Source organism: Streptomyces thermoviolaceus, from assembly GCF_045209695.1.
Taxonomy (GTDB): domain Bacteria; phylum Actinomycetota; class Actinomycetes; order Streptomycetales; family Streptomycetaceae; genus Streptomyces; species Streptomyces thermoviolaceus.
Genome location: NZ_CP109280.1, coordinates 5,135,385 through 5,153,685, shown reverse-complemented (window position 1 = coordinate 5,153,685; position 18,301 = coordinate 5,135,385). Strand labels below are relative to the sequence as shown.

The following is an 18,301-nucleotide window of genomic DNA, read 5'->3' as shown; positions in this document are numbered from 1 at the left end:
ACCGCTCGTGGTGTCCCCCTCGTCGGGTGCTAGTCGCGGGCCGCGGTCAGGAACTCGGCGTGTTCCTGCAGGGAGCGGACCCCCACGTCGCCGTGGTTGAGGGCGTCGATGCCCTGGACGGCGGCGGCGAGCGCCTGGACCGTGGTCAGGCAGGGCACGGAGCGTGCCACGGCGGCGGTGCGGATCTCGTAGCCGTCGAGGCGGCCGCCGGTGCCGTAGGGGGTGTTGACGATGAGGTCGACCTCGCCGTCGTGGATGAGCTGGACGATGGTCTTCTCGCCGTTCGGTCCGGTGCCCTCGAACTGCTTGCGCACCACGGTGGCCTTGATGCCGTTGCGCTTGAGGACCTCGGCGGTGCCGGAGGTGGCGAGCAGCTCGAAGCCGTGGGCGACCAGCTCACGGGCGGGGAAGATCATCGCCCGCTTGTCGCGGTTGGCGACCGAGATGAACGCGCGGCCCTTGGTGGGCAGCGGGCCGTAGGCGCCGGCCTGCGACTTGGCGTAGGCGGTGCCGAAGACGGAGTCGATGCCCATGACCTCGCCGGTGGAGCGCATCTCCGGGCCGAGGACGGTGTCGACGCCGCGGCCGTGGATGTCGCGGAACCGCGACCACGGCATGACGGCCTCCTTGACGGAGATCGGCGCGTCCAGCGGGATGGTGCCGCCGTCGCCCCTCTTGGGCAGCAGGCCCTCCTCGCGCAGCTGGGCGATGGTGGCGCCCAGGGAGATCCGGGCGGCGGCCTTCGCCAGGGGCACCGCGGTCGCCTTCGAGGTGAAGGGGACGGTGCGGGAGGCGCGCGGGTTGGCCTCCAGGACGTAGAGGATGTCGCCGGCGAGCGCGAACTGGATGTTGATCAGGCCGCGGACGCCGACGCCCTTGGCGATGGCCTCGGTGGAGGCGCGCAGCCGCTTGATGTCGTGGCCGCCCAGGGTGATCGGGGGCAGGGCGCACGCCGAGTCGCCGGAGTGGATGCCGGCCTCCTCGATGTGCTCCATGACGCCGCCGAGGTACAGCTCCTCGCCGTCGTAGAGGGCGTCGACGTCGATCTCGATCGCGTCGTCGAGGAAGCGGTCGACGAGGACCGGCCGGCTGGGGCCGATCTCGGTCGACTCGGCGATGTACGCCTCCAGGCGGGCCTCGTCGTAGACGATCTCCATGCCGCGGCCGCCGAGCACGTAGGACGGGCGGACCAGGACCGGGTAGCCGATCTCGTCGGCGATGGTCTTCGCCTCCGCGAAGGTGGTGGCCGTGCCGTGCTTCGGGGCGGGCAGGCCCGCCTCGGCGAGCACGCGGCCGAAGGCGCCACGGTCCTCGGCGGCGTGGATGGCCTCCGGCGGGGTGCCGACGATCGGCACGCCCTCGTCCTTCAGCGCCTGGGCCAGGCCCAGCGGGGTCTGCCCGCCCAGCTGGACGATCACCCCGGCGATCGGGCCGGCCTGCCGCTCGGCGTGGACGATCTCCAGCACGTCCTCCAGGGTGAGCGGCTCGAAGTAGAGCCGGTCGGAGGTGTCGTAGTCGGTGGAGACGGTCTCCGGGTTGCAGTTGACCATGACGGTCTCGTAGCCGGCGTCGGACAGCGCGAAGGAGGCGTGGACGCAGGAGTAGTCGAACTCGATGCCCTGGCCGATGCGGTTGGGCCCGGAGCCCAGGATGATCACGGCCGGCTTCTCCCGCGGCGCGACCTCGGTCTCCTCGTCGTAGGAGGAGTACAGGTACGGCGTCTTCGCGGCGAACTCGGCGGCGCAGGTGTCCACCGTCTTGTAGACCGGGCGGATGCCGAGCGCGTGCCGCACTTCGCGGACGACGTCCTCGCGCAGCCCGCGGATCTCGCCGATCTGCTGGTCGGAAAAGCCGTGCCGCTTGGCCTCGGCGAGCAGGTCCGCGGTCAGCTCGGGCGCCTCGGCCAGCTCGTCGGCGATCTCCTTGATCAGCAGCAGCTGGTCCACGAACCACGGATCGATCTTCGTCGCCTCGAAGATCTCCTCGGGACTCGCTCCCGCCCGCAGGGCCTGCATGACGGTGTTGATGCGGCCGTCGGTGGGCCGGGCGGCCTCGCGCAGCAGCGTGGCCTTGTCGCCGGGGTCCCCGGTGAAGGTGAACTGGCTGCCCTTCTTCTCCAGCGAGCGCAGCGCCTTCTGCAGGGCCTCGGTGAAGTTCCGGCCGATGGCCATGGCCTCGCCGACCGACTTCATGGTGGTGGTCAGCGTGGAGTCGGCCTGCGGGAACTTCTCGAACGCGAACCGCGGCGCCTTGACGACGACGTAGTCCAGGGTCGGCTCGAAGGAGGCCGGGGTCTCCCGGGTGATGTCGTTGGGGATCTCGTCCAGGGTGTAGCCGACGGCCAGCTTGGCGGCGATCTTGGCGATGGGGAAGCCGGTCGCCTTCGAGGCGAGCGCGGAGGAGCGGGAGACCCGCGGGTTCATCTCGATGACGATGATCCGGCCGTCGACCGGGTTGACCGCGAACTGGATGTTGCAGCCGCCGGTGTCGACACCGACCTCGCGGATCACCGCGATGCCGATGTCGCGCAGGATCTGGTACTCGCGGTCGGTGAGCGTCATCGCCGGGGCCACCGTGATCGAGTCACCGGTGTGCACGCCCATCGGGTCCAGGTTCTCGATGGAGCAGACGACCACGACGTTGTCGTTGCTGTCGCGCATCAGCTCCAGCTCGTACTCCTTCCAGCCGAGGATGGACTCCTCCAGGAGTACCTCGGTGGTCGGGGACAGGGCGAGGCCGGTGCCCGCGATGCGGCGCAGCTCCTCCTCGTCGTGGGCGAAGCCGGAGCCGGCACCGCCCATGGTGAAGGACGGGCGCACGACGACCGGGTAGCCGCCGAGCTGCTCGACGCCGGCCAGGACCTCCTCCATGGAGTGGCAGATCACCGACCGGGCGGATTCTCCGTGCCCGGTCTTCTGCCGCACCCGCTCCACGACCTCCTTGAACCGGTCGCGGTCCTCGCCCTTGTGGATGGCCTCGACGTTGGCGCCGATCAGCTCGACGCCGTACTTGTCCAGCACGCCGCTCTCGTACAGCGTGATGGCGGTGTTCAGGGCCGTCTGGCCGCCCAGGGTGGGCAGGAGGGCGTCGGGGCGCTCCTTGGCGATGATCTTCTCGACGAACTCGGGCGTGATCGGCTCGACATAGGTGGCGTCGGCGATCTCCGGGTCGGTCATGATCGTCGCCGGGTTGGAGTTCACGAGCACGACCCGCAGGCCCTCGGCCTTCAGCACCCGGCACGCCTGGGTGCCGGAGTAGTCGAACTCGGCGGCCTGGCCGATGACGATCGGGCCGGAGCCGATGACCAGGACGGACTGGATATCGGTGCGCTTAGGCACGCTGGCCCTCCATCAGGGAGACGAAGCGGTCGAACAGGTAGGCGGCGTCGTGCGGGCCGGCGGCCGCTTCGGGGTGGTACTGGACGCTGAAGGCCGGCTTGTCGAGCAGCCGGAGGCCCTCCACCACGTTGTCGTTGAGGCAGACGTGGCTGACCTCGACCCGGCCGTAGGGGGTGTCGGAGATCCGGTCGGTCGGGGCGTCCACGGCGAAGCCGTGGTTGTGCGCGGTGACCTCGACCTTGCCGGTCGTGCGGTCCTGCACGGGCTGGTTGATGCCGCGGTGGCCGTACTTCAGCTTGTAGGTGCCGAAACCGAGGGCGCGGCCGAGGATCTGGTTGCCGAAGCAGATGCCGAACAGCGGCGTGCCGCGCTCCAGGACGCCCCGCATCACGGACACGGCGTGGTCGGCGGTGGCCGGGTCGCCGGGACCGTTGGAGAAGAAGACGCCGTCGGGCCGGACGGAGTAGACGTCCTCCAGGGTGGCGTCGGCGGGCAGGACGTGCACCTGGATGCCGCGCTCGGCCATGCGGTGCGGGGTCATGCCCTTGATGCCGAGGTCGACGGCGGCGACGGTGAACTTCTTCTCGCCGATCGCCGGAACGACGTACGGCACATCGGTGGCGACCTCGGCGGACAGGTCGGCGCCGAGCATCCCGGGGGCCTCGGCGACCCGCGCGAGCAGCGTGGCGTCGTCGCGGACGGCGTCGCCGGAGAAGATGCCGACCCGCATCGCGCCGCGTTCGCGCAGGTGGCGGGTGAGGGCGCGGGTGTCGATGCCGCTGATGCCGACGACGCCCTGGGCGGCGAGCTCCTCGTCGAGGGTGCGCTTGGCACGCCAGCTGGAGGGCACGCGGGCGGGGTCGCGGACGACGAAGCCGGCGACCCAGATGCGCCGCGACTCGGGGTCCTCGTCGTTGACACCGGTGTTGCCGATGTGCGGGGCCGTCATCACGACGACCTGGCGGTGGTAGGAGGGGTCGGTGAGGGTCTCCTGGTAGCCGGTCATGCCGGTGGAGAACACGGCCTCGCCGAACGTCTCCCCCACGGCCCCGTAGGCGCGGCCCCGGAAGATCCGGCCGTCCTCCAGGACGAGTACGGCGGGAGTCCGTGCAGCTCCCCTGGTCGCGGTGGTCATCGTTCGGCGCCTTCCTTGCTGTGCGTGTCGCGCTGTGTGTCGGTCATGGAGTTCAGGGCCTTCACCCAGGCGGTGTGCTCCTCGGCCCGGTCGGAGCGGAAGCCGGAGTCGAGCAGCTTCCCGCCGTGTTCCCAGGTGACGACCAGCAGGCCGCCCTCGGTGAGGACCTTGCCGGCGATGGCCTTGTCGAGCCGGGCCCCGCGCAGCTGCGCGGCGGGGACGAAGAAGTCGGTCGCGCCGGGGCGCACGACGTCCAGGCCCGCGTCCGTGAGGGTCAGCTCGACGCGGCTCCGGGTGCCCAGGCCGTGGGCCACGATGCGGTCCAGCCACTGGCCGGCGGTGGTGGAGCCGTGGTAGCGGCCGGTCATCGCCAGGCGGGCCGGGCCGGGCTCTTCGGGTGCCTGGGGCAGCTCGGGCAGGTCGCTCTGGAGGGTGCCGCGCCATTTCCAGCCCTCGCGCATCAGCCAGTAGACGAGGGCGACGAAGAGGGCGAGGCCCACGAGCCAGCCGATGCGGGCGGCCCAGTCGGTCACGGGCGCCGACTTCTCCTGGGCGGCGAGCGTGGTCGCGAGCCCGGCTGCGTACGGGGATACAGATGTCACGTGAGCTTCCCGTCGACGAGGGTGGCCTTGCCCCGCAGCCACGTGTGGGTGACACGACCCGGCAGCTCGCGTCCCTCGTAGGGGGTGTTGCGGCTGCGCGAGGCGAAGCGCGCGGGGTCCACCGGGCCACGGTATGCCGTGTCGACCAGGGTGAGGTTGGCGGGCTCACCTGCCGAGACGGGGCGGCCGTGCCCGGTGGCCCGTCCGATCCGCGCGGGGGCGAAGGACATGCGGTCGGCGACGCCGGCCCAGTCCAGCAGGCCGGTGTCCACCATGGTCTCCTGCACCACGGACAGTGCGGTCTCCAGGCCGACCATCCCCATGGCCGCGGCGGGCCACTCGCAGTCCTTGTCCTCCTGCGGGTGCGGAGCGTGATCGGTGGCGACGATGTCGATGGTGCCGTCGGCGAGCGCCTCGCGCAGGGCGTGCACGTCACGCTCGGTGCGCAGCGGCGGGTTGACCTTGTAGACCGGGTCGTAGGTGCGCACCAGCTCGTCGGTGAGCAGCAGGTGGTGCGGGGTGACCTCGGCGGTGACCTGGATGCCGCGGGACTTGGCCCAGCGGACGATCTCGACGCTGCCGGCGGTCGACAGGTGGCAGATGTGCACGCGGGAGCCGACGTGCCCGGCGAGCAGCACGTCCCGGGCGATGATCGCCTCCTCGGCGACGGCCGGCCAGCCGCCCAGACCGAGCTCGGCGGAGACCGCGCCCTCGTTCATCTGGGCGCCCTCGGTCAGGCGGGGCTCCTGGGCGTGCTGGGCGACGACGCCGTCGAAGGCTTTGACGTACTCCAGGGCGCGCCGCATGATCACCGCGTCGTGGACGCATGTGCCGTCGTCGGAGAAGACGGTCACGCCGGCCGCGGAGTCGTGCATGGCGCCCAGCTCGGCGAGCTGCTTGCCCTCCAGGCCGACGGTGACGGCGCCGACGGGCCGCACGTCGCAGTAGCCGTGCTCGCGGCCGAGCCGCCAGACCTGCTCGACGACGCCGGCGGTGTCGGCGACGGGGAAGGTGTTGGCCATGGCGAACACGGCGGTGTAGCCGCCGGCGGCGGCCGCGCGGGTGCCGGTCAGGACGGTCTCGGAGTCCTCGCGGCCCGGCTCGCGCAGATGGGTGTGCAGGTCCACCAGGCCCGGCAGGAGCACCTTGCCGTCGGCCTCGACGACCTCGGCGCCCTCGGCGCTCAGGCCGCGGCCCACCTCGGCGATGGTCTCGCCGTCGATGAGCACGTCCTGCGGCTCGCCGCCGAGCACCTTCGCGCCACGGATCAGGATCTTGCTCATCTGGGTTACTTCTCCTCGCTCCGAGAGTGGGTGACGGCGGGCTCCATGCCGCCGAGCAGCAGGTACAGCACGGCCATGCGGATGGAGACGCCGTTGGCGACCTGTTCGACGGCGGTGCAGCGGCCGGAGTCGGCGACCTCGGCGGTGATCTCCATGCCGCGGACCATCGGGCCGGGGTGCATCACCAGGGCGTGCTCGGGCAGCCGGGCCATGCGCTGGGCGTCCAGGCCGTAGCGGCGGGAGTACTCGCGCTCGGTGGGGAAGAACGCGGCGTTCATGCGTTCCCGCTGGACGCGGAGCATCATCACCGCGTCGCACTTGGGCAGCGCGGCGTCCAGGTCGTAGGACACCTCGCAGGGCCAGCTCTCCACGCCGACCGGCAGCAGGGTGGGCGGGGCGACCAGGGTGACCTCGGCGCCGAGGGTGTGCAGCAGGTCGACGTTGGAGCGGGCGACGCGGCTGTGCAGGACGTCGCCGACGATGGTGACGCGCTTGCCGGACAGGTCCTGGCCGTATCCGGCGTCGGGGCCGATCAGCCGGCGGCGCAGGGTGAAGGCGTCCAGCAGGGCCTGGGTGGGGTGCTGGTGGGTGCCGTCGCCGGCGTTGATGACCACGGCGTCGATCCACCCGGAGGTGGCCAGCCGGTACGGAGCCCCCGAGGCGCTGTGCCGGATGACGACGGCGTCGACGCCCATGGCCTCCAGGGTCTGGGCGGTGTCCTTGAGCGACTCGCCCTTGGAGACGCTGGAGCCCTTGGCGCTGAAGTTGATGACGTCGGCCGACAGCCGCTTCTCGGCGGCCTCGAAGGAGATCCGGGTCCGGGTGGAGTCCTCGAAGAAGAGGTTCACGACGGTGCGGCCGCGCAGGGTGGGCAGTTTCTTGATCGGCCGGTCCGCGACGCGGGCCATCTCCTCGGCGGTGTCGAGGATCAGGACGGCGTCGTCGCGGGTGAGATCGGCGGCCGAGATGAGATGGCGCTGCATCTGTCGGGCTCCGTGACGAAGTTCATGAAGGGGAGATTCAGGGCAGGCGAGGGCATGCCGGACCTGCGTGCGGGTGGGTGCGGGTGCGTGCGGACGGGCCGGACGCGCGCAGGGGTCAGTGCAGGCGTGAGCCCTGGGCGGCCGGCTTGGCGCCGAGCAGCACGCTGTCGCGGCCGTCCTCCTCGGCGAGCTGGACCTTGACCGTCTCCCGCAGCGACGTCGGGAGGTTCTTGCCGACGTAGTCGGCGCGGATCGGCAGTTCGCGGTGGCCGCGGTCGACCAGGACCGCGAGCTGGACCGCGCGGGGGCGTCCGATGTCGTTCAGGGCGTCGAGGGCGGCGCGGATGGTGCGGCCGGAGAAGAGCACGTCGTCGACCAGGACGACGAGCCGGCCGTCGATGCCGTCCCCGGGGATCTCGGTGCGCGCCAGGGCCCGCGGCGGCTGCAGACGCAGGTCGTCGCGGTACATGGTGATGTCGAGGGAGCCGGCGGGGACCGGGCGTTCGGTGATCTGTTCCAGCTTGGCGGCCAGCCGGCGGGCGAGGTGGACGCCCCGGGTGGGGATGCCGAGCAGCACCACGTCGTCGGCGCCCTTGGCGCGCTCGACGATCTCGTGGGCGATGCGGGTGAGCACCCGCTGGATGTCGGGGCCTTCGAGAACGGGCCGGGCAGCGGACGTGTCCGCGTGCGTGTCCATACGAAACGGACCTCCTTCTCCGCCTCACGGGACGGACCTTAAAGGACGTCGTCAATGCGCCGCCCACGGTACCAGGTGGCGCACCCGCACCCGGGCGGCCCCCTCCTCAGCCCCTGTCGCTCCCCTGGACGCGCTCCGTCACTCCAGTGGCGCAGCGAGGCGGCGGTACCACGGATGAGGCGGTCCGGACCATCCGGCTTGACGCGGCAGTGTAACGCTGCGTAACCTCACAGTGAGTTACCAGCCGCGCGGTCTGGAACCCGAAAGCCAGTCCCGCGTCGACACAGTGCCGGGGAGCTATATGTCCAGCGAATACGCCAAACAGCTCGGGGCCAAGCTCCGGGCGATCCGCACCCAGCAGGGCCTTTCCCTCCACGGTGTCGAGGAGAAGAGCCAGGGACGCTGGAAGGCGGTGGTGGTCGGTTCCTACGAGCGTGGCGACCGGGCCGTGACCGTGCAGCGCCTCGCCGAGCTGGCCGATTTCTACGGGGTTCCCGTGCAGGAGCTGCTTCCGGGCAGCACCCCGGGCGGCGCCGCCGAGCCGCCGCCGAAACTGGTCCTGGACCTGGAGCGGCTGGCCACCGTGCCGGCCGAGAAGGCGGGCCCGCTGCAGCGGTACGCCGCGACGATCCAGTCCCAGCGCGGTGACTACAACGGCAAGGTGCTCTCGATCCGCCAGGACGACCTGCGCACCCTCGCCGTGATCTACGACCAGTCGCCCTCCGTGCTGACCGAGCAGCTGATCAGCTGGGGTGTGCTGGACGCGGACGCGCGCCGTGCGGTGGCGTCCCACGAGGAGTCCTGAGCCCACCCTCGCCGCGGGTGCCGACAGGTCCCGCCACCATCAGCAGAAACGTGCCGCCGGGGGCCGGAACCACCATGGTCCGGCCCCCGGCTGTTTTTCCGCTCGGTTGTTTCTCCGCTCGGCGTCACTCTGCGCGGCGTGGCTCGCTCCGCCTGCTCCTGCGTCCGGCTCGCTTCTGCGTGCGGCTCGCTTCCGCGCACGGCGCCCGACCATGGTCCTCCCCCGGTGCCTGCCCGCGGTCCTCGCCCGGTTCCTGTCCGTGACCGGTGAGCGGGACGACGAGGAGGCCGACCCCGACACGACAGAGGGGCCCGCGGTGCGTGCGGGCCCCTCTGTGGGACGGGTGAGCGGACGGTGCGGTCCGGGTCAGGCCTGGGCGTCGGTGTCCCGGCGCAGTGAGGGCTTCAGCTCCTTCAGCCGGCCGAGCAGACCGTTGACGAAGGAGGGCGACTCGTCCGTGGAGAACTCCTTGGCGAGCTGCACCATCTCGTCCAGCACGACGGCGTCCGGGGTCTCGTCGACCCAGATCAGCTCATAGGCACCGAGGCGCAGGATGTTGCGGTCGACGACCGGCATCCGGTCCAGCGTCCAGCCCACGGCGTACTGGGCGATCAGCTCGTCGATGCGGGCCGCGTGCTGGGCGTACCCCTCGACCAGCTGCATCGTGTACTCGCTCACCGGCGGCTGCCGAGGGTCGGTGCGGGAGAGCCGCATCCAGTCCGCCATCACGGTCAGGACGTCGGCACCGCGCTGGTCACCCTCGAAGAGGATCTGGAAGGCGCGCTTACGGGCCGTGTTGCGGGCAGCCACGGTCAGCTGTTCACCCGGCCGAGGTAGTCGCTCGTGCGGGTGTCGACCTTGATCTTCTCACCGGTGGTGATGAACAGCGGGACCTGGATCTGGTGGCCGGTCTCCAGCGTGGCGGGCTTGGTGCCACCGGTGGAGCGGTCGCCCTGGACGCCCGGCTCGGTCTCGGCGACGGTCAGTTCCACGGCGGCGGGCAGCTCGACGAAGAGCACCTCGCCCTCGTGCTGGGCCACGGTGGCCTCGAAGCCCTCGACCAGGAAGTTGGCGGCGTCGCCGACGACCTTGCGGTCCACGTGGAGCTGGTCGAACGTCTCCATGTCCATGAAGACGAAGTAGTCGCCGTCCATGTAGGAGAACTGCATGTCGCGCTTGTCGACGGTGGCCGTCTCGACCTTGACGCCGGCGTTGAAGGTCTTGTCGACGATCTTGCCGGACAGCACGTTCTTCAGCTTGGTGCGCACGAAGGCCGGGCCCTTGCCGGGCTTGACGTGCTGGAACTCGACGACGGACCACAGCTGGCCGCCTTCGAGCTTGAGCACCATGCCGTTCTTGAGGTCGTTCGTGGAAGCCACGGTTGCTTCAATCTCCTGGACTTACGTGGACGACCCCGGGGCACGCACCTGCCTAGAGGGCGAGCAGCTCCTTGGTCGTGATGGTGAGTAGCTCGGGTCCGCCGTCCGCCTCGGGGCGCACGACGAGCGTGTCATCGATCCGGACACCACCCCGCCCCGGGAGGTGGACCCCCGGTTCGACGGTGACCGGCACGCAAGCGTCCAGTTTACCCATGGCCGCGGGGGCCAGTTGCGGGTCCTCGTGGATTTCGAGTCCGACCCCGTGGCCGGTGAGCGGCTGCAGATGCTCTCCGTGCCCCGCCGAGTCCAGCACCTGCCGCGCGGCACGGTCCACGTCCCGGCAGGCGGCGCCCGGCGCCAGCGCCTCGCGGCCGGCCCGCTGGGCGGCGAAGACCAGATCGTACAGCTGGATCTGCCAGTCCGCGGGCGAGGTACCGATCACGAAGGTGCGGCCGATCTCGCAGCGGTAGCCGCGGTAGGCGGCGCCCAGGCAGACCGTGAGGAAGTCGCCCTCCTCCACCCGGCGGTCGGTGGGCCGGTGGCCGCGGCGGCCGGAGTTCGGACCGGTGGCGACCGAGGTCGGGAAGGCGGGACCGTCGGCGCCGTGGTCGATCAGCCGACGCTCCAGCTCCAGGGCGAGATGCCGCTCGGTGCGGCCGACGAGGATCGACTCCAGCAGCTCGCCGAGGGCCTGGTCGGCGATCTCGGCGCCGATCCTGAGGCAGGAGATCTCCTCCTCGTCCTTGACGACCCTGAGCTGTTCCACCGCGGTGCCCAGGTCGGTCAGGCGGAGCCGGGGCGCCACCGAGGCGAGGGCCCGGTGGCGGGCCACGGTGAGATGGTGCTCCTCCACGGCGAGCGAGTCGGCACCCTGGGCCTGGGCGAGGCCGGCCGCGGCGACGGCCGGGTCGCCGGAGGGCTGGGGCAGCACATGCACCCGCAGGGCCTCGTCCGGACGGCCCTCGTGGGGCCGGTCGTCCGGCGCGACGCGGCACACCAGCAGGTCCTCGCGTTTGCCGAGGAGCAGGACGGCACCCTGCGGGGCGGCCCCCGCGAGGTACCGCACGTTCACGGGTCGCGTCACCAGCGCCGCCGCGCTGCCACCCGCAGTGCAGCGCTCCCTGAGCCGGGTGCGGCGGACCGCGTAGACCTCTGACATGAACCGAGCGTAAGGGCGACGGCCCGATGTCGCCGTTCGGGAGAGGCCGAGTGGGGGTGCCCCGGCGGGGTGCCCGCCCGCCGCGTCCGGCCGGCCGTGCGCAGCGGACCGGTGCGCGGGGTGCGCGGCCCGCCGGTGCGCCCGCAGGACGGCGCGCCTACCAGCTCGGAGGGCTGGCGATGGCGCGGGCCAGGACCTCGTCGAGGAGCCGCGCGGTGGTGGGGATGTCCAGCTGGGAGTTGTCGATGATGGGCAGACCCGACCCGTACCAGCCGGCCATGCGGCCGTGGATGCGGGCGACCTCCTCGTCGGCCAGCCGGCGGTTGCCGGTGCGCTCGGCGTTGCGTTCCAGGACGACGTCCAGCCCGGGCAGCAGGACGACCGGCAGCAGTCCGGGGCCCACGTGCCGTTTCCAGCCGCCGAGGCCGACCACCGGACGGTCGGGGAACACGGCGTCGTCGAGGATGCAGGAGATGCCGTTGGCGAGGAAGTTGCGGGCCGCGAAGCCGCAGGTGCGGCGGGCGAGGCGGTACTGGGTCTCGGAGTCGTCGTTCCACCCGGCCTGCGGATCGGCGAAGCCCGAGCGGACCCACTCGCGGACGTCGTCGAGGCTGATGTGCGCGGTGGGGACCGGGCGGTGTTCGGCCCAGTGCCTGGCCACGCTGGTCTTGCCGGCGCCCGCCGGGCCGATCAGCAGCACGGCGAGCGTGGTGGTGGTCGGGTCGGGAGCGGACCGGGTGGGCGGCGCGCTGGGCGCGGTGACCGGGCCGGCCGCCGGAAGGCGCAGGTGGCCGGTGGCGTCCGGGGCCGGGTGAACGCCGGTCGGCTGCGGCGCCGGGGGTATGGGCGGTGCCGGGTGGCCCGGCGGCGGAGCGGGAGGCATGGGCGGCGGGGGCGGCTGGTGGCCCGCCGGCGCGCCGGGCGGGTGCGGCGCGGGCGCCGGGCCCGTGCCGTCGTGCGGGGCAGGGTGCGCCGCACCGGGAGGGTGCGGACCCGGGTGGTGCGCGGCCGGCGGCCAGCCGGCGGCTGGTCCGTGCCCCGGCTGATGGGGCGGCGGCAGCGGAGAACCCACTGCGTGCTGCATCCGGTGCCACTCCGTCTCGTACAAGGCAAGGGGCGCTGGCAGCGGGCCCGATCCCCGCTGCCATTCGAACGGTACCGTCCCCGGCCGCGGGATGGTGAAACGGCCGGGGACGGTCCCCAGGGCCCTTCCGCGCAGGCGAACCGACCGCAAACCGGCGCAACCGCCGGAAAACGCACCGGTGCTGACATGCCTTCGGCGCCCGGTGGGCGCACGCGGGTCGAACGGGCGGCGCGGCGTGGGCTAGCGGCCCACCTCGCCGTAGGCGGCGAGCAGCACGGCCGGGTCCGGGCCCTCCAGGACGGTGGGCTTGGCCAGGCCGTCCAGGACGACGAAGCGCAGCAGGTCGCCGCGGGACTTCTTGTCGACCTTCATCGTCTCCAGCAGCTTGGGCCACTGGTCGTAGCGGTAGTGCAGGGGCAGCCCCACCGCTTCGAGGACGGTGCGGTGACGGTCGGCCGTGGCGTCGTCCAGGCGGCCCGCGAGCCGGCCCAGTTCGGCCGCGAAGTGCATGCCGACGGCGACCGCGGCGCCGTGCCGCCAGGTGTAGCGCTCGTTCTTCTCGATGGCGTGGCCGAGGGTGTGGCCGTAGTTGAGGATCTCGCGCAGGCCCGACTCCTTCAGGTCCGCGGAGACCACGTCCGCCTTCACCCGGATCGAGCGCTCGATCAGCTCGGCGGTGTGCGGTCCGGCGGGGGTGCGCGCGGCCTCGGGGTCGGACTCGATCAGGTCGAGGATCACCGGGTCGGCGATGAAGCCGGCCTTGATGACCTCGGCCAGGCCGGAGACGTAGTCGTGGACCGGCAGGGACTCCAGCGCGGCGAGGTCGCACAGCACGCCCGCGGGCGGGTGGAACGCGCCCACCAGGTTCTTGCCCTCGGCGGTGTTGATGCCGGTCTTGCCGCCCACGGCGGCGTCCACCATGCCCAGCACGGTCGTGGGGACGGCGACCCAGCGCACGCCGCGCAGCCAGGTGGCGGCCACGAAACCGGCCAGGTCCGTGGTGGCGCCGCCGCCGACGCCGACGACGACGTCGGAGCGGGTGAAGCCGGACTGGCCGAGCGCCTTCCAGCAGTAGGCGGCGACCTCGGCGGTCTTGGCCTCCTCCGCATTGGGGACCTGGATGGCGATCGCCTCGTACCCCTGTTCGGCCAGGTCGGTGCGCAGCGCCTCGCCGGTCTCCGTCAGCGCCTCGGGGTGGATCACGGCGACCCGCTTGGCCCGGTCGCCGATCAGGCCGGGCAGTTCGCCGAGGAGCCGCTGCCCGACGAGCACGTCGTAGGGGTCGGTGCCCGCGGTGCCGCCGACGTGGATCCGGGTGACTTCCTCGCTCATGCCTGCTTCAACTCCACTGCGTCCAGGACGGCTTCGGTGACTTCCTCGGGGGTGCGGCCGTCGGTGGCCACCTGGGCGGTGGCGACCTCCTCGTACAGGTGGCGGCGTGCCTCCATCAGCTCCCGCCACTGTTTGCGCGGGTTGACCGCGAGCAGCGGACGGGCGACGTTCAACCCGGTGCGCCTGACCGCCTCCTCCACGTCCATGGACAGGTAGACCACGCGGTGCCCGGCCAGCAGCCTGCGGGTGTCCGCGTCGAGGATCGCCCCGCCGCCCAGGGACAGCACGCCGTCGAAGTCCGCGAGCGCCCGGGCGACGGCCTCCTTCTCCCGCGCCCGGAAGTACGGCTCGCCCTCGTCGACGAAGATGTCGGAGATGCTCCGCCCCTCGGCGGCGACGATGTCGTCGTCCGTGTCCCGGTAGCCGGTGCCGAGCCGCTCGGCCAGCATCCGCCCGACCGTGGACTTGCCCACGCCCATCGGCCCGACGAGAACCACCACCGGCGCGCTCATCGGATGTGCAGGTGGTCGAGGTACGCCTGCACGTTGCGGCGGGTCTCGGCGACGCTGTCGCCGCCGAACTTCTCCGCCACCGCGTCGGCCAGCACCAGCGCCACCATCGCCTCGGCGACGATGCCGGCCGCGGGCACCGCGCACACGTCGGAGCGCTGGTGGTGGGCCTGCGCGGGCTCGCCGGTGGAGACGTCCACCGTCCGCAGCGCCCGCGGGACCGTCGCGATCGGCTTCATCGCGGCCCGCACCCGCAGCAGTTCACCGGTGGACAGGCCGCCCTCGGTGCCGCCGGAGCGGCCGGAAGCCCGACGGACGCCCTCGTCGGTGGGCACGATCTCGTCGTGGGCCTGGGAGCCGGGCACCCGCGCCAGCTCGAAGCCGTCCCCGATCTCCACGCCCTTGATCGCCTGGATGCCCATGAGCGCCCCGGCCAGCCGCGCGTCCAGGCGCCGGTCCCAGTGCACGTGGGAGCCCAGTCCGACGGGGACACCGTAGGCCAGCACCTCGACGACGCCGCCGAGGGTGTCGCCGTCCTTGTGGGCCCGGTCGATCTCCTCGACCATCGCCTTGGACGCGTCCGGGTCGAGGCAGCGCACCGGGTCCGCGTCCAGCTTCTCCACGTCCGCGGGCTTCGGGTACACCCCGTACGGGGCCTTGGCGCCGGCCAGCTCCACCACGTGCGAGACGATCTCGATGCCGGCGGTCTCCTTCAGGTACGACCGGGCCACCGCGCCCAGCGCCACCCGGGCCGCCGTCTCCCGCGCCGAGGCCCGCTCCAGCACCGGGCGGGCCTCGGCGAAGCCGTACTTCTGCATGCCGGCCAGGTCCGCGTGGCCCGGGCGCGGCCGGGTCAGCGGCGCGTTGCGGGCGAGGTCGGCCAGCTCCGCCGGGTCCACCGGGTCGGCGGCCATGACCTTCTCCCACTTGGGCCACTCGGTGTTGCCGACCATGATCGCGACCGGGGAGCCCAGGGTCAGCCCGTGCCGGACGCCGCCGAGGAAGGTGACCTCGTCCCGCTCGAACTTCATCCGCGCGCCGCGGCCGTAGCCCAGTCGCCGCCGGGCCAGATGGTCGGCCACCATCTCCGTGGTGACCGGCACGCCGGCGGGAAGGCCCTCCAGCGTGGCGACGAGTGCGGGTCCGTGGGACTCCCCCGCGGTCAGCCAACGCAACCTGCTCAACGGTGCTCCTCATCCTCGCGCCCTGGAACTGCGACGGCGCGACCGGGTGCGCTGCCCTGGTCCGCCACCTCCGATCCTCCCACGTCCGGATCGGGAGTTTTGCCGCCGGTCCAGCAGGCGGACGCGGAGGTCAGCGTTCCGCCAGTGCCTTCTCGCCGGCCCGGCGCATGGCCGCGAGCGGGGCGGGGGCGCGGCCGGTCATCCGCTCCACCTGGAGCACCGCCTGGTGCACCAGCAGGTCCAGGCCGCCGACGACGGCGCCGCCGGCCAGGGACCAGCGCGCGGCCAGTTCGGTGGGCCACGGGTCGTAGAGCACGTCGAAGAGGGTGGCGGGCCGCTCGGGGACGGCGGCGGCGAGGGCGTCGGTGGCGCCGGCCGGGGTGGTGGCGACGACCAGCGGGGCGCGCAGTGCCTCGGCGGCGTCGGACCAGTCGGCCGTGCGCACGTCCACGCCGAGCCGCTCGCCCCAGCGGCGCATCTCGTCGGCGCGGGCCTCGCTGCGGACGTAGGCGACGATCTCCCCGGTGCACACCCGGGCCAGGGCGGCCAGGGCGGAGGAGGCGGTGGCGCCCGCGCCGAGGATCGCGGCGGAGTCGACCTGGTCGATGCCGTGCTCGCGCAGCGCGGCGACCATGCCGGGGATGTCGGTGTTGTCGCCGGTGCGCCGGCCGTCCTCGGTGAGGACGACGGTGTTGACCGCCTCGACCGCGGCGGCGGTGTCGCTGATCTCGTCGAGCAGCGGGATGACGGCCCGCTTCAGCGGCATGGTCAGCGACAGCCCCGCCCACTCGGGGCCGAGCCGCTCCAGGAAGCCGGGCAGGGCGGCCTCGTCGACGTCGAACCGGTCGTAGGTCCAGTGCGTCAGGCCCAGCTCCGCGTAGGCCGCGCGGTGCAGCGCCGGGGACAGGGAGTGCGCGATGGGCGAACCGAGCACGGCGGCCCGGCGGGTCTCAGTTGCCCGAGCTGGCATCGAACTTGTCCTTGAGCTTCAGGAATTCGGAGTAGGTCTTGGCGAACTCGGTCTTGTTCACCCCGTCGGTCGCCACGAAGTAGATCCAGCCGTCGTGGGTCGGATTCAGCGCCGCCTTCAGGGCGTCCTCGCCGGGGTTGCCGATCGGCCCGGGTGGCAGGCCCGCGTGGGTGTAGGTGTTGTAGGGGTTGGTGTTGCTGTTGATCTCTTTTTCGCTGATGTGGATGTTGCTCTCGCCCTTCAGGTAGTTGAAGGTCGAGTCGAACTGCAGCTTCCGGTTGGTCTCGGTGTTGGTCGGCTTGAGGCGGTTGTAGACGACCTCGGCCATCATGCGGAAGTCGTCGTGGGTCTTGCCCTCGGCCTGGACGAGGCTGGCGACCGTCACCAGCTCCAGGGGGCTGGACAGGTCGAAGTCGCCCGCCTTCGCGGCCAGGTCGTACCGGTTGTACGCCTTCTCCGCCTGCTCGACCATCTTCCGCAGCACCGCCTCGGGCTTCATGCCCTTGGCCGCGGGATAGGTGCCCGGGAACAGGAAGCCCTCCAGCGGGTCCATGATGTCCGGGTTCGCGTTCGCCCAGCTGGGCAGCCCCAGGTTCTTGTACTCCTCGGTCGCGACCTTCTTCGTGGTGCCGGCGGCGAGGCCGAGCCGCTTGTCGATGTCCTCGTACACCTGGGCGTTGCGCTCGCCCGGCTTGACCAGGACGTTGCTCTGGCTGCGGGGGTCGAGCATGAGTTCCACCGCGCTGGCGGCGGACATCCGCTTGTTCAGCAGATAGGCGCCGGCCTGGATCTGCTCGCCCTTCGGGTTGCGGGACTGGGCGGCCACGAACGCGTCGACGCTCTTGACCACGCCCGCCTTCTTCAGAGCACGCCCGATGTCGTAGCCGCCGGCCCCTTCGGGGATCTCCACGGTGACCGTCTCGGCGATGCCGTTGCCCTCGAAGTCCGGGGCCGGGGCGAACCGGTTCTGGTAGAAGTGGTAGCCGTACCACACCACACCGGCCGCGCCGCCGCCGAGCACCACGGCCACGACCAGGCAGGCCATGCCGTTGCGGCGCTTGCGGCCCCCGTTGTTCCTGCCGCCGTTGCTCCGGCCGCCGCTCCTGCCACCGCGTGCACGGCGCTCGCTCCGGCCGCGCCGTCCGGCCGGGTCGTCGGCCTTCGCCGTCTGCTGTCCGGCCCCGTCGTCCGTGTCGTCCTTGCCGGTCTCCTCCTCGGCGGACGACCACGCGGCGTGGTCCTGCTCGTCGGAGCCGGACCCGGCGCCGGGGTCCGCGTCGCCGTCGGACCCCTCTCCCCTGCGGTTCGGCGGCTGCGGCGGCGGGTACCCCTCGGCGGCCTCGCCGTACGCGTCGGGCTGTGCCTGGCCGGAAGCCGCGCTCTGCTGCTGCCCGTACGGGTCGAGCGGGTCGGGGTAGGGCACCTGCGGATGCGCACCGGTGCCGTCCCAGCCCGCCTGCCCGTACGGATCGACCGGCTGCTGCGGGTAGCCCTGGTGCTCCGGACCGCCCTGGTGGGAGGGGTACTGCGGGTCGTAGGAGCCGGGCTGCTGTGCCTCGTGTCCGCCGTACGGTGCCTGCGGGTGGCCGCCCAGAGGGTCGTAGTGCTGCGGGTGCTGCCCGTCGTATCCGGGCTGCGGGACCTGGCTCCAGTCGCCGTACTGCGACGGGTGCGGCTGCTGCGGGTGGCCCTCGTAGGGGGACTGCGGGTCGGAGTACCCCTGCTGCCCCCTCCACCCGACGTCCCCGTACAGCGGGTCCTCCGGATGCCACGGTTCGGAGCCTGGGCCCCGGCCATACTCAGTCATCGATCCCCTAGAGCCGCGAGGCGACACTCCGATG

Annotated in this window: 16 protein-coding genes; 1 reads left to right on the top strand and 15 read right to left on the bottom strand. The window is 72.2% G+C overall.

Annotation, left to right across the window (positions count from 1 at the left end):
• Positions 1-29: 29 nt before the first annotated feature.
• From carB to pyrR, 6 genes are all read right to left on the bottom strand, one after another.
• The gene (carB, locus tag OG899_RS22490) at positions 30-3,338 is read right to left on the bottom strand and encodes a carbamoyl-phosphate synthase large subunit (RefSeq protein WP_168130722.1); all 3,309 of its coding nucleotides are present in this window, start codon (positions 3,336-3,338) and stop codon (positions 30-32) included.
• On the bottom strand, positions 3,331-4,473 hold the full coding sequence (carA, locus tag OG899_RS22485; RefSeq protein WP_125496092.1) for a glutamine-hydrolyzing carbamoyl-phosphate synthase small subunit: 1,143 nt from the start codon (positions 4,471-4,473) through the stop codon (positions 3,331-3,333). The genes carB and carA overlap by 8 nt, the downstream gene beginning before the upstream one ends.
• Complete coding sequence (locus tag OG899_RS22480) at positions 4,470-5,075, bottom strand: hypothetical protein (RefSeq protein WP_125496093.1); 606 nt, start codon at positions 5,073-5,075, stop codon at positions 4,470-4,472. Before OG899_RS22480 ends, carA begins: the two co-directional genes overlap by 4 nt.
• Entirely contained in the window at positions 5,072-6,358 is a 1,287-nt protein-coding gene (locus OG899_RS22475; protein WP_125496094.1) for a dihydroorotase, read from the bottom strand. The genes OG899_RS22480 and OG899_RS22475 overlap by 4 nt, the downstream gene beginning before the upstream one ends.
• Before the next feature lie 5 nt (positions 6,359-6,363).
• A complete protein-coding gene (locus OG899_RS22470; RefSeq protein ID WP_125496095.1) occupies positions 6,364-7,341 on the bottom strand; it encodes an aspartate carbamoyltransferase catalytic subunit in 978 nt (325 codons plus the stop codon).
• Positions 7,342-7,456: 115 nt separating this feature from the next.
• Entirely contained in the window at positions 7,457-8,038 is a 582-nt protein-coding gene (gene pyrR, locus OG899_RS22465) for a bifunctional pyr operon transcriptional regulator/uracil phosphoribosyltransferase PyrR (RefSeq protein ID WP_125496096.1), read from the bottom strand.
• A gap of 301 nt (positions 8,039-8,339) precedes the next feature.
• On the opposite strand from pyrR, the gene bldD reads away from it, so the two are divergent.
• Positions 8,340-8,843 (top strand): transcriptional regulator BldD, encoded by a 504-nt coding sequence (gene bldD, locus OG899_RS22460; protein WP_125496097.1) that lies wholly within the window; start codon positions 8,340-8,342, stop codon positions 8,841-8,843.
• Positions 8,844-9,209: 366 nt separating this feature from the next.
• On the opposite strand, the gene nusB is transcribed toward bldD, so the two are convergent.
• The 9 genes from nusB to mltG all read right to left on the bottom strand — a co-directional run bounded on the left by nusB (position 9,210) and on the right by mltG (position 18,267).
• Positions 9,210-9,653, bottom strand: a complete 444-nt coding sequence (nusB, locus tag OG899_RS22455) for a transcription antitermination factor NusB (protein ID WP_125496098.1) — start codon at positions 9,651-9,653, stop codon at positions 9,210-9,212.
• 2 nt (positions 9,654-9,655) lie between these two features.
• Positions 9,656-10,222, bottom strand: a complete 567-nt coding sequence (gene efp, locus OG899_RS22450; protein WP_125496099.1) for an elongation factor P — start codon at positions 10,220-10,222, stop codon at positions 9,656-9,658.
• 52 nt (positions 10,223-10,274) lie between these two features.
• Positions 10,275-11,381: an aminopeptidase P family protein gene (locus OG899_RS22445; protein ID WP_125496100.1), complete on the bottom strand. Its 1,107-nt coding sequence runs from the start codon at positions 11,379-11,381 to the stop codon at positions 10,275-10,277.
• Positions 11,382-11,538: 157 nt separating this feature from the next.
• Entirely contained in the window at positions 11,539-12,465 is a 927-nt protein-coding gene (locus OG899_RS22440; RefSeq protein ID WP_125496101.1) for a Pro-rich N-terminal domain-containing protein, read from the bottom strand.
• Between the two features lie 240 nt (positions 12,466-12,705).
• A complete protein-coding gene (gene aroB / locus OG899_RS22435; RefSeq protein WP_125496102.1) occupies positions 12,706-13,797 on the bottom strand; it encodes a 3-dehydroquinate synthase in 1,092 nt (363 codons plus the stop codon).
• The gene (locus tag OG899_RS22430; RefSeq protein WP_125496103.1) at positions 13,794-14,309 is read right to left on the bottom strand and encodes a shikimate kinase; all 516 of its coding nucleotides are present in this window, start codon (positions 14,307-14,309) and stop codon (positions 13,794-13,796) included. Before OG899_RS22430 ends, aroB begins: the two co-directional genes overlap by 4 nt.
• Positions 14,306-15,490, bottom strand: a complete 1,185-nt coding sequence (aroC, locus tag OG899_RS22425; RefSeq protein ID WP_125496104.1) for a chorismate synthase — start codon at positions 15,488-15,490, stop codon at positions 14,306-14,308. Before aroC ends, OG899_RS22430 begins: the two co-directional genes overlap by 4 nt.
• Positions 15,491-15,620: 130 nt before the next feature.
• On the bottom strand, positions 15,621-16,460 hold the full coding sequence (locus tag OG899_RS22420; protein WP_125496105.1) for a shikimate dehydrogenase: 840 nt from the start codon (positions 16,458-16,460) through the stop codon (positions 15,621-15,623).
• Positions 16,441-18,267 carry an endolytic transglycosylase MltG gene (mltG, locus tag OG899_RS22415; RefSeq protein ID WP_168130723.1) on the bottom strand — a complete coding sequence of 609 codons (1,827 nt, stop codon included), beginning with the start codon at positions 18,265-18,267 and terminating at the stop codon, positions 16,441-16,443. Before mltG ends, OG899_RS22420 begins: the two co-directional genes overlap by 20 nt.
• Between the last annotated feature and the right edge of the window lie 34 nt (positions 18,268-18,301).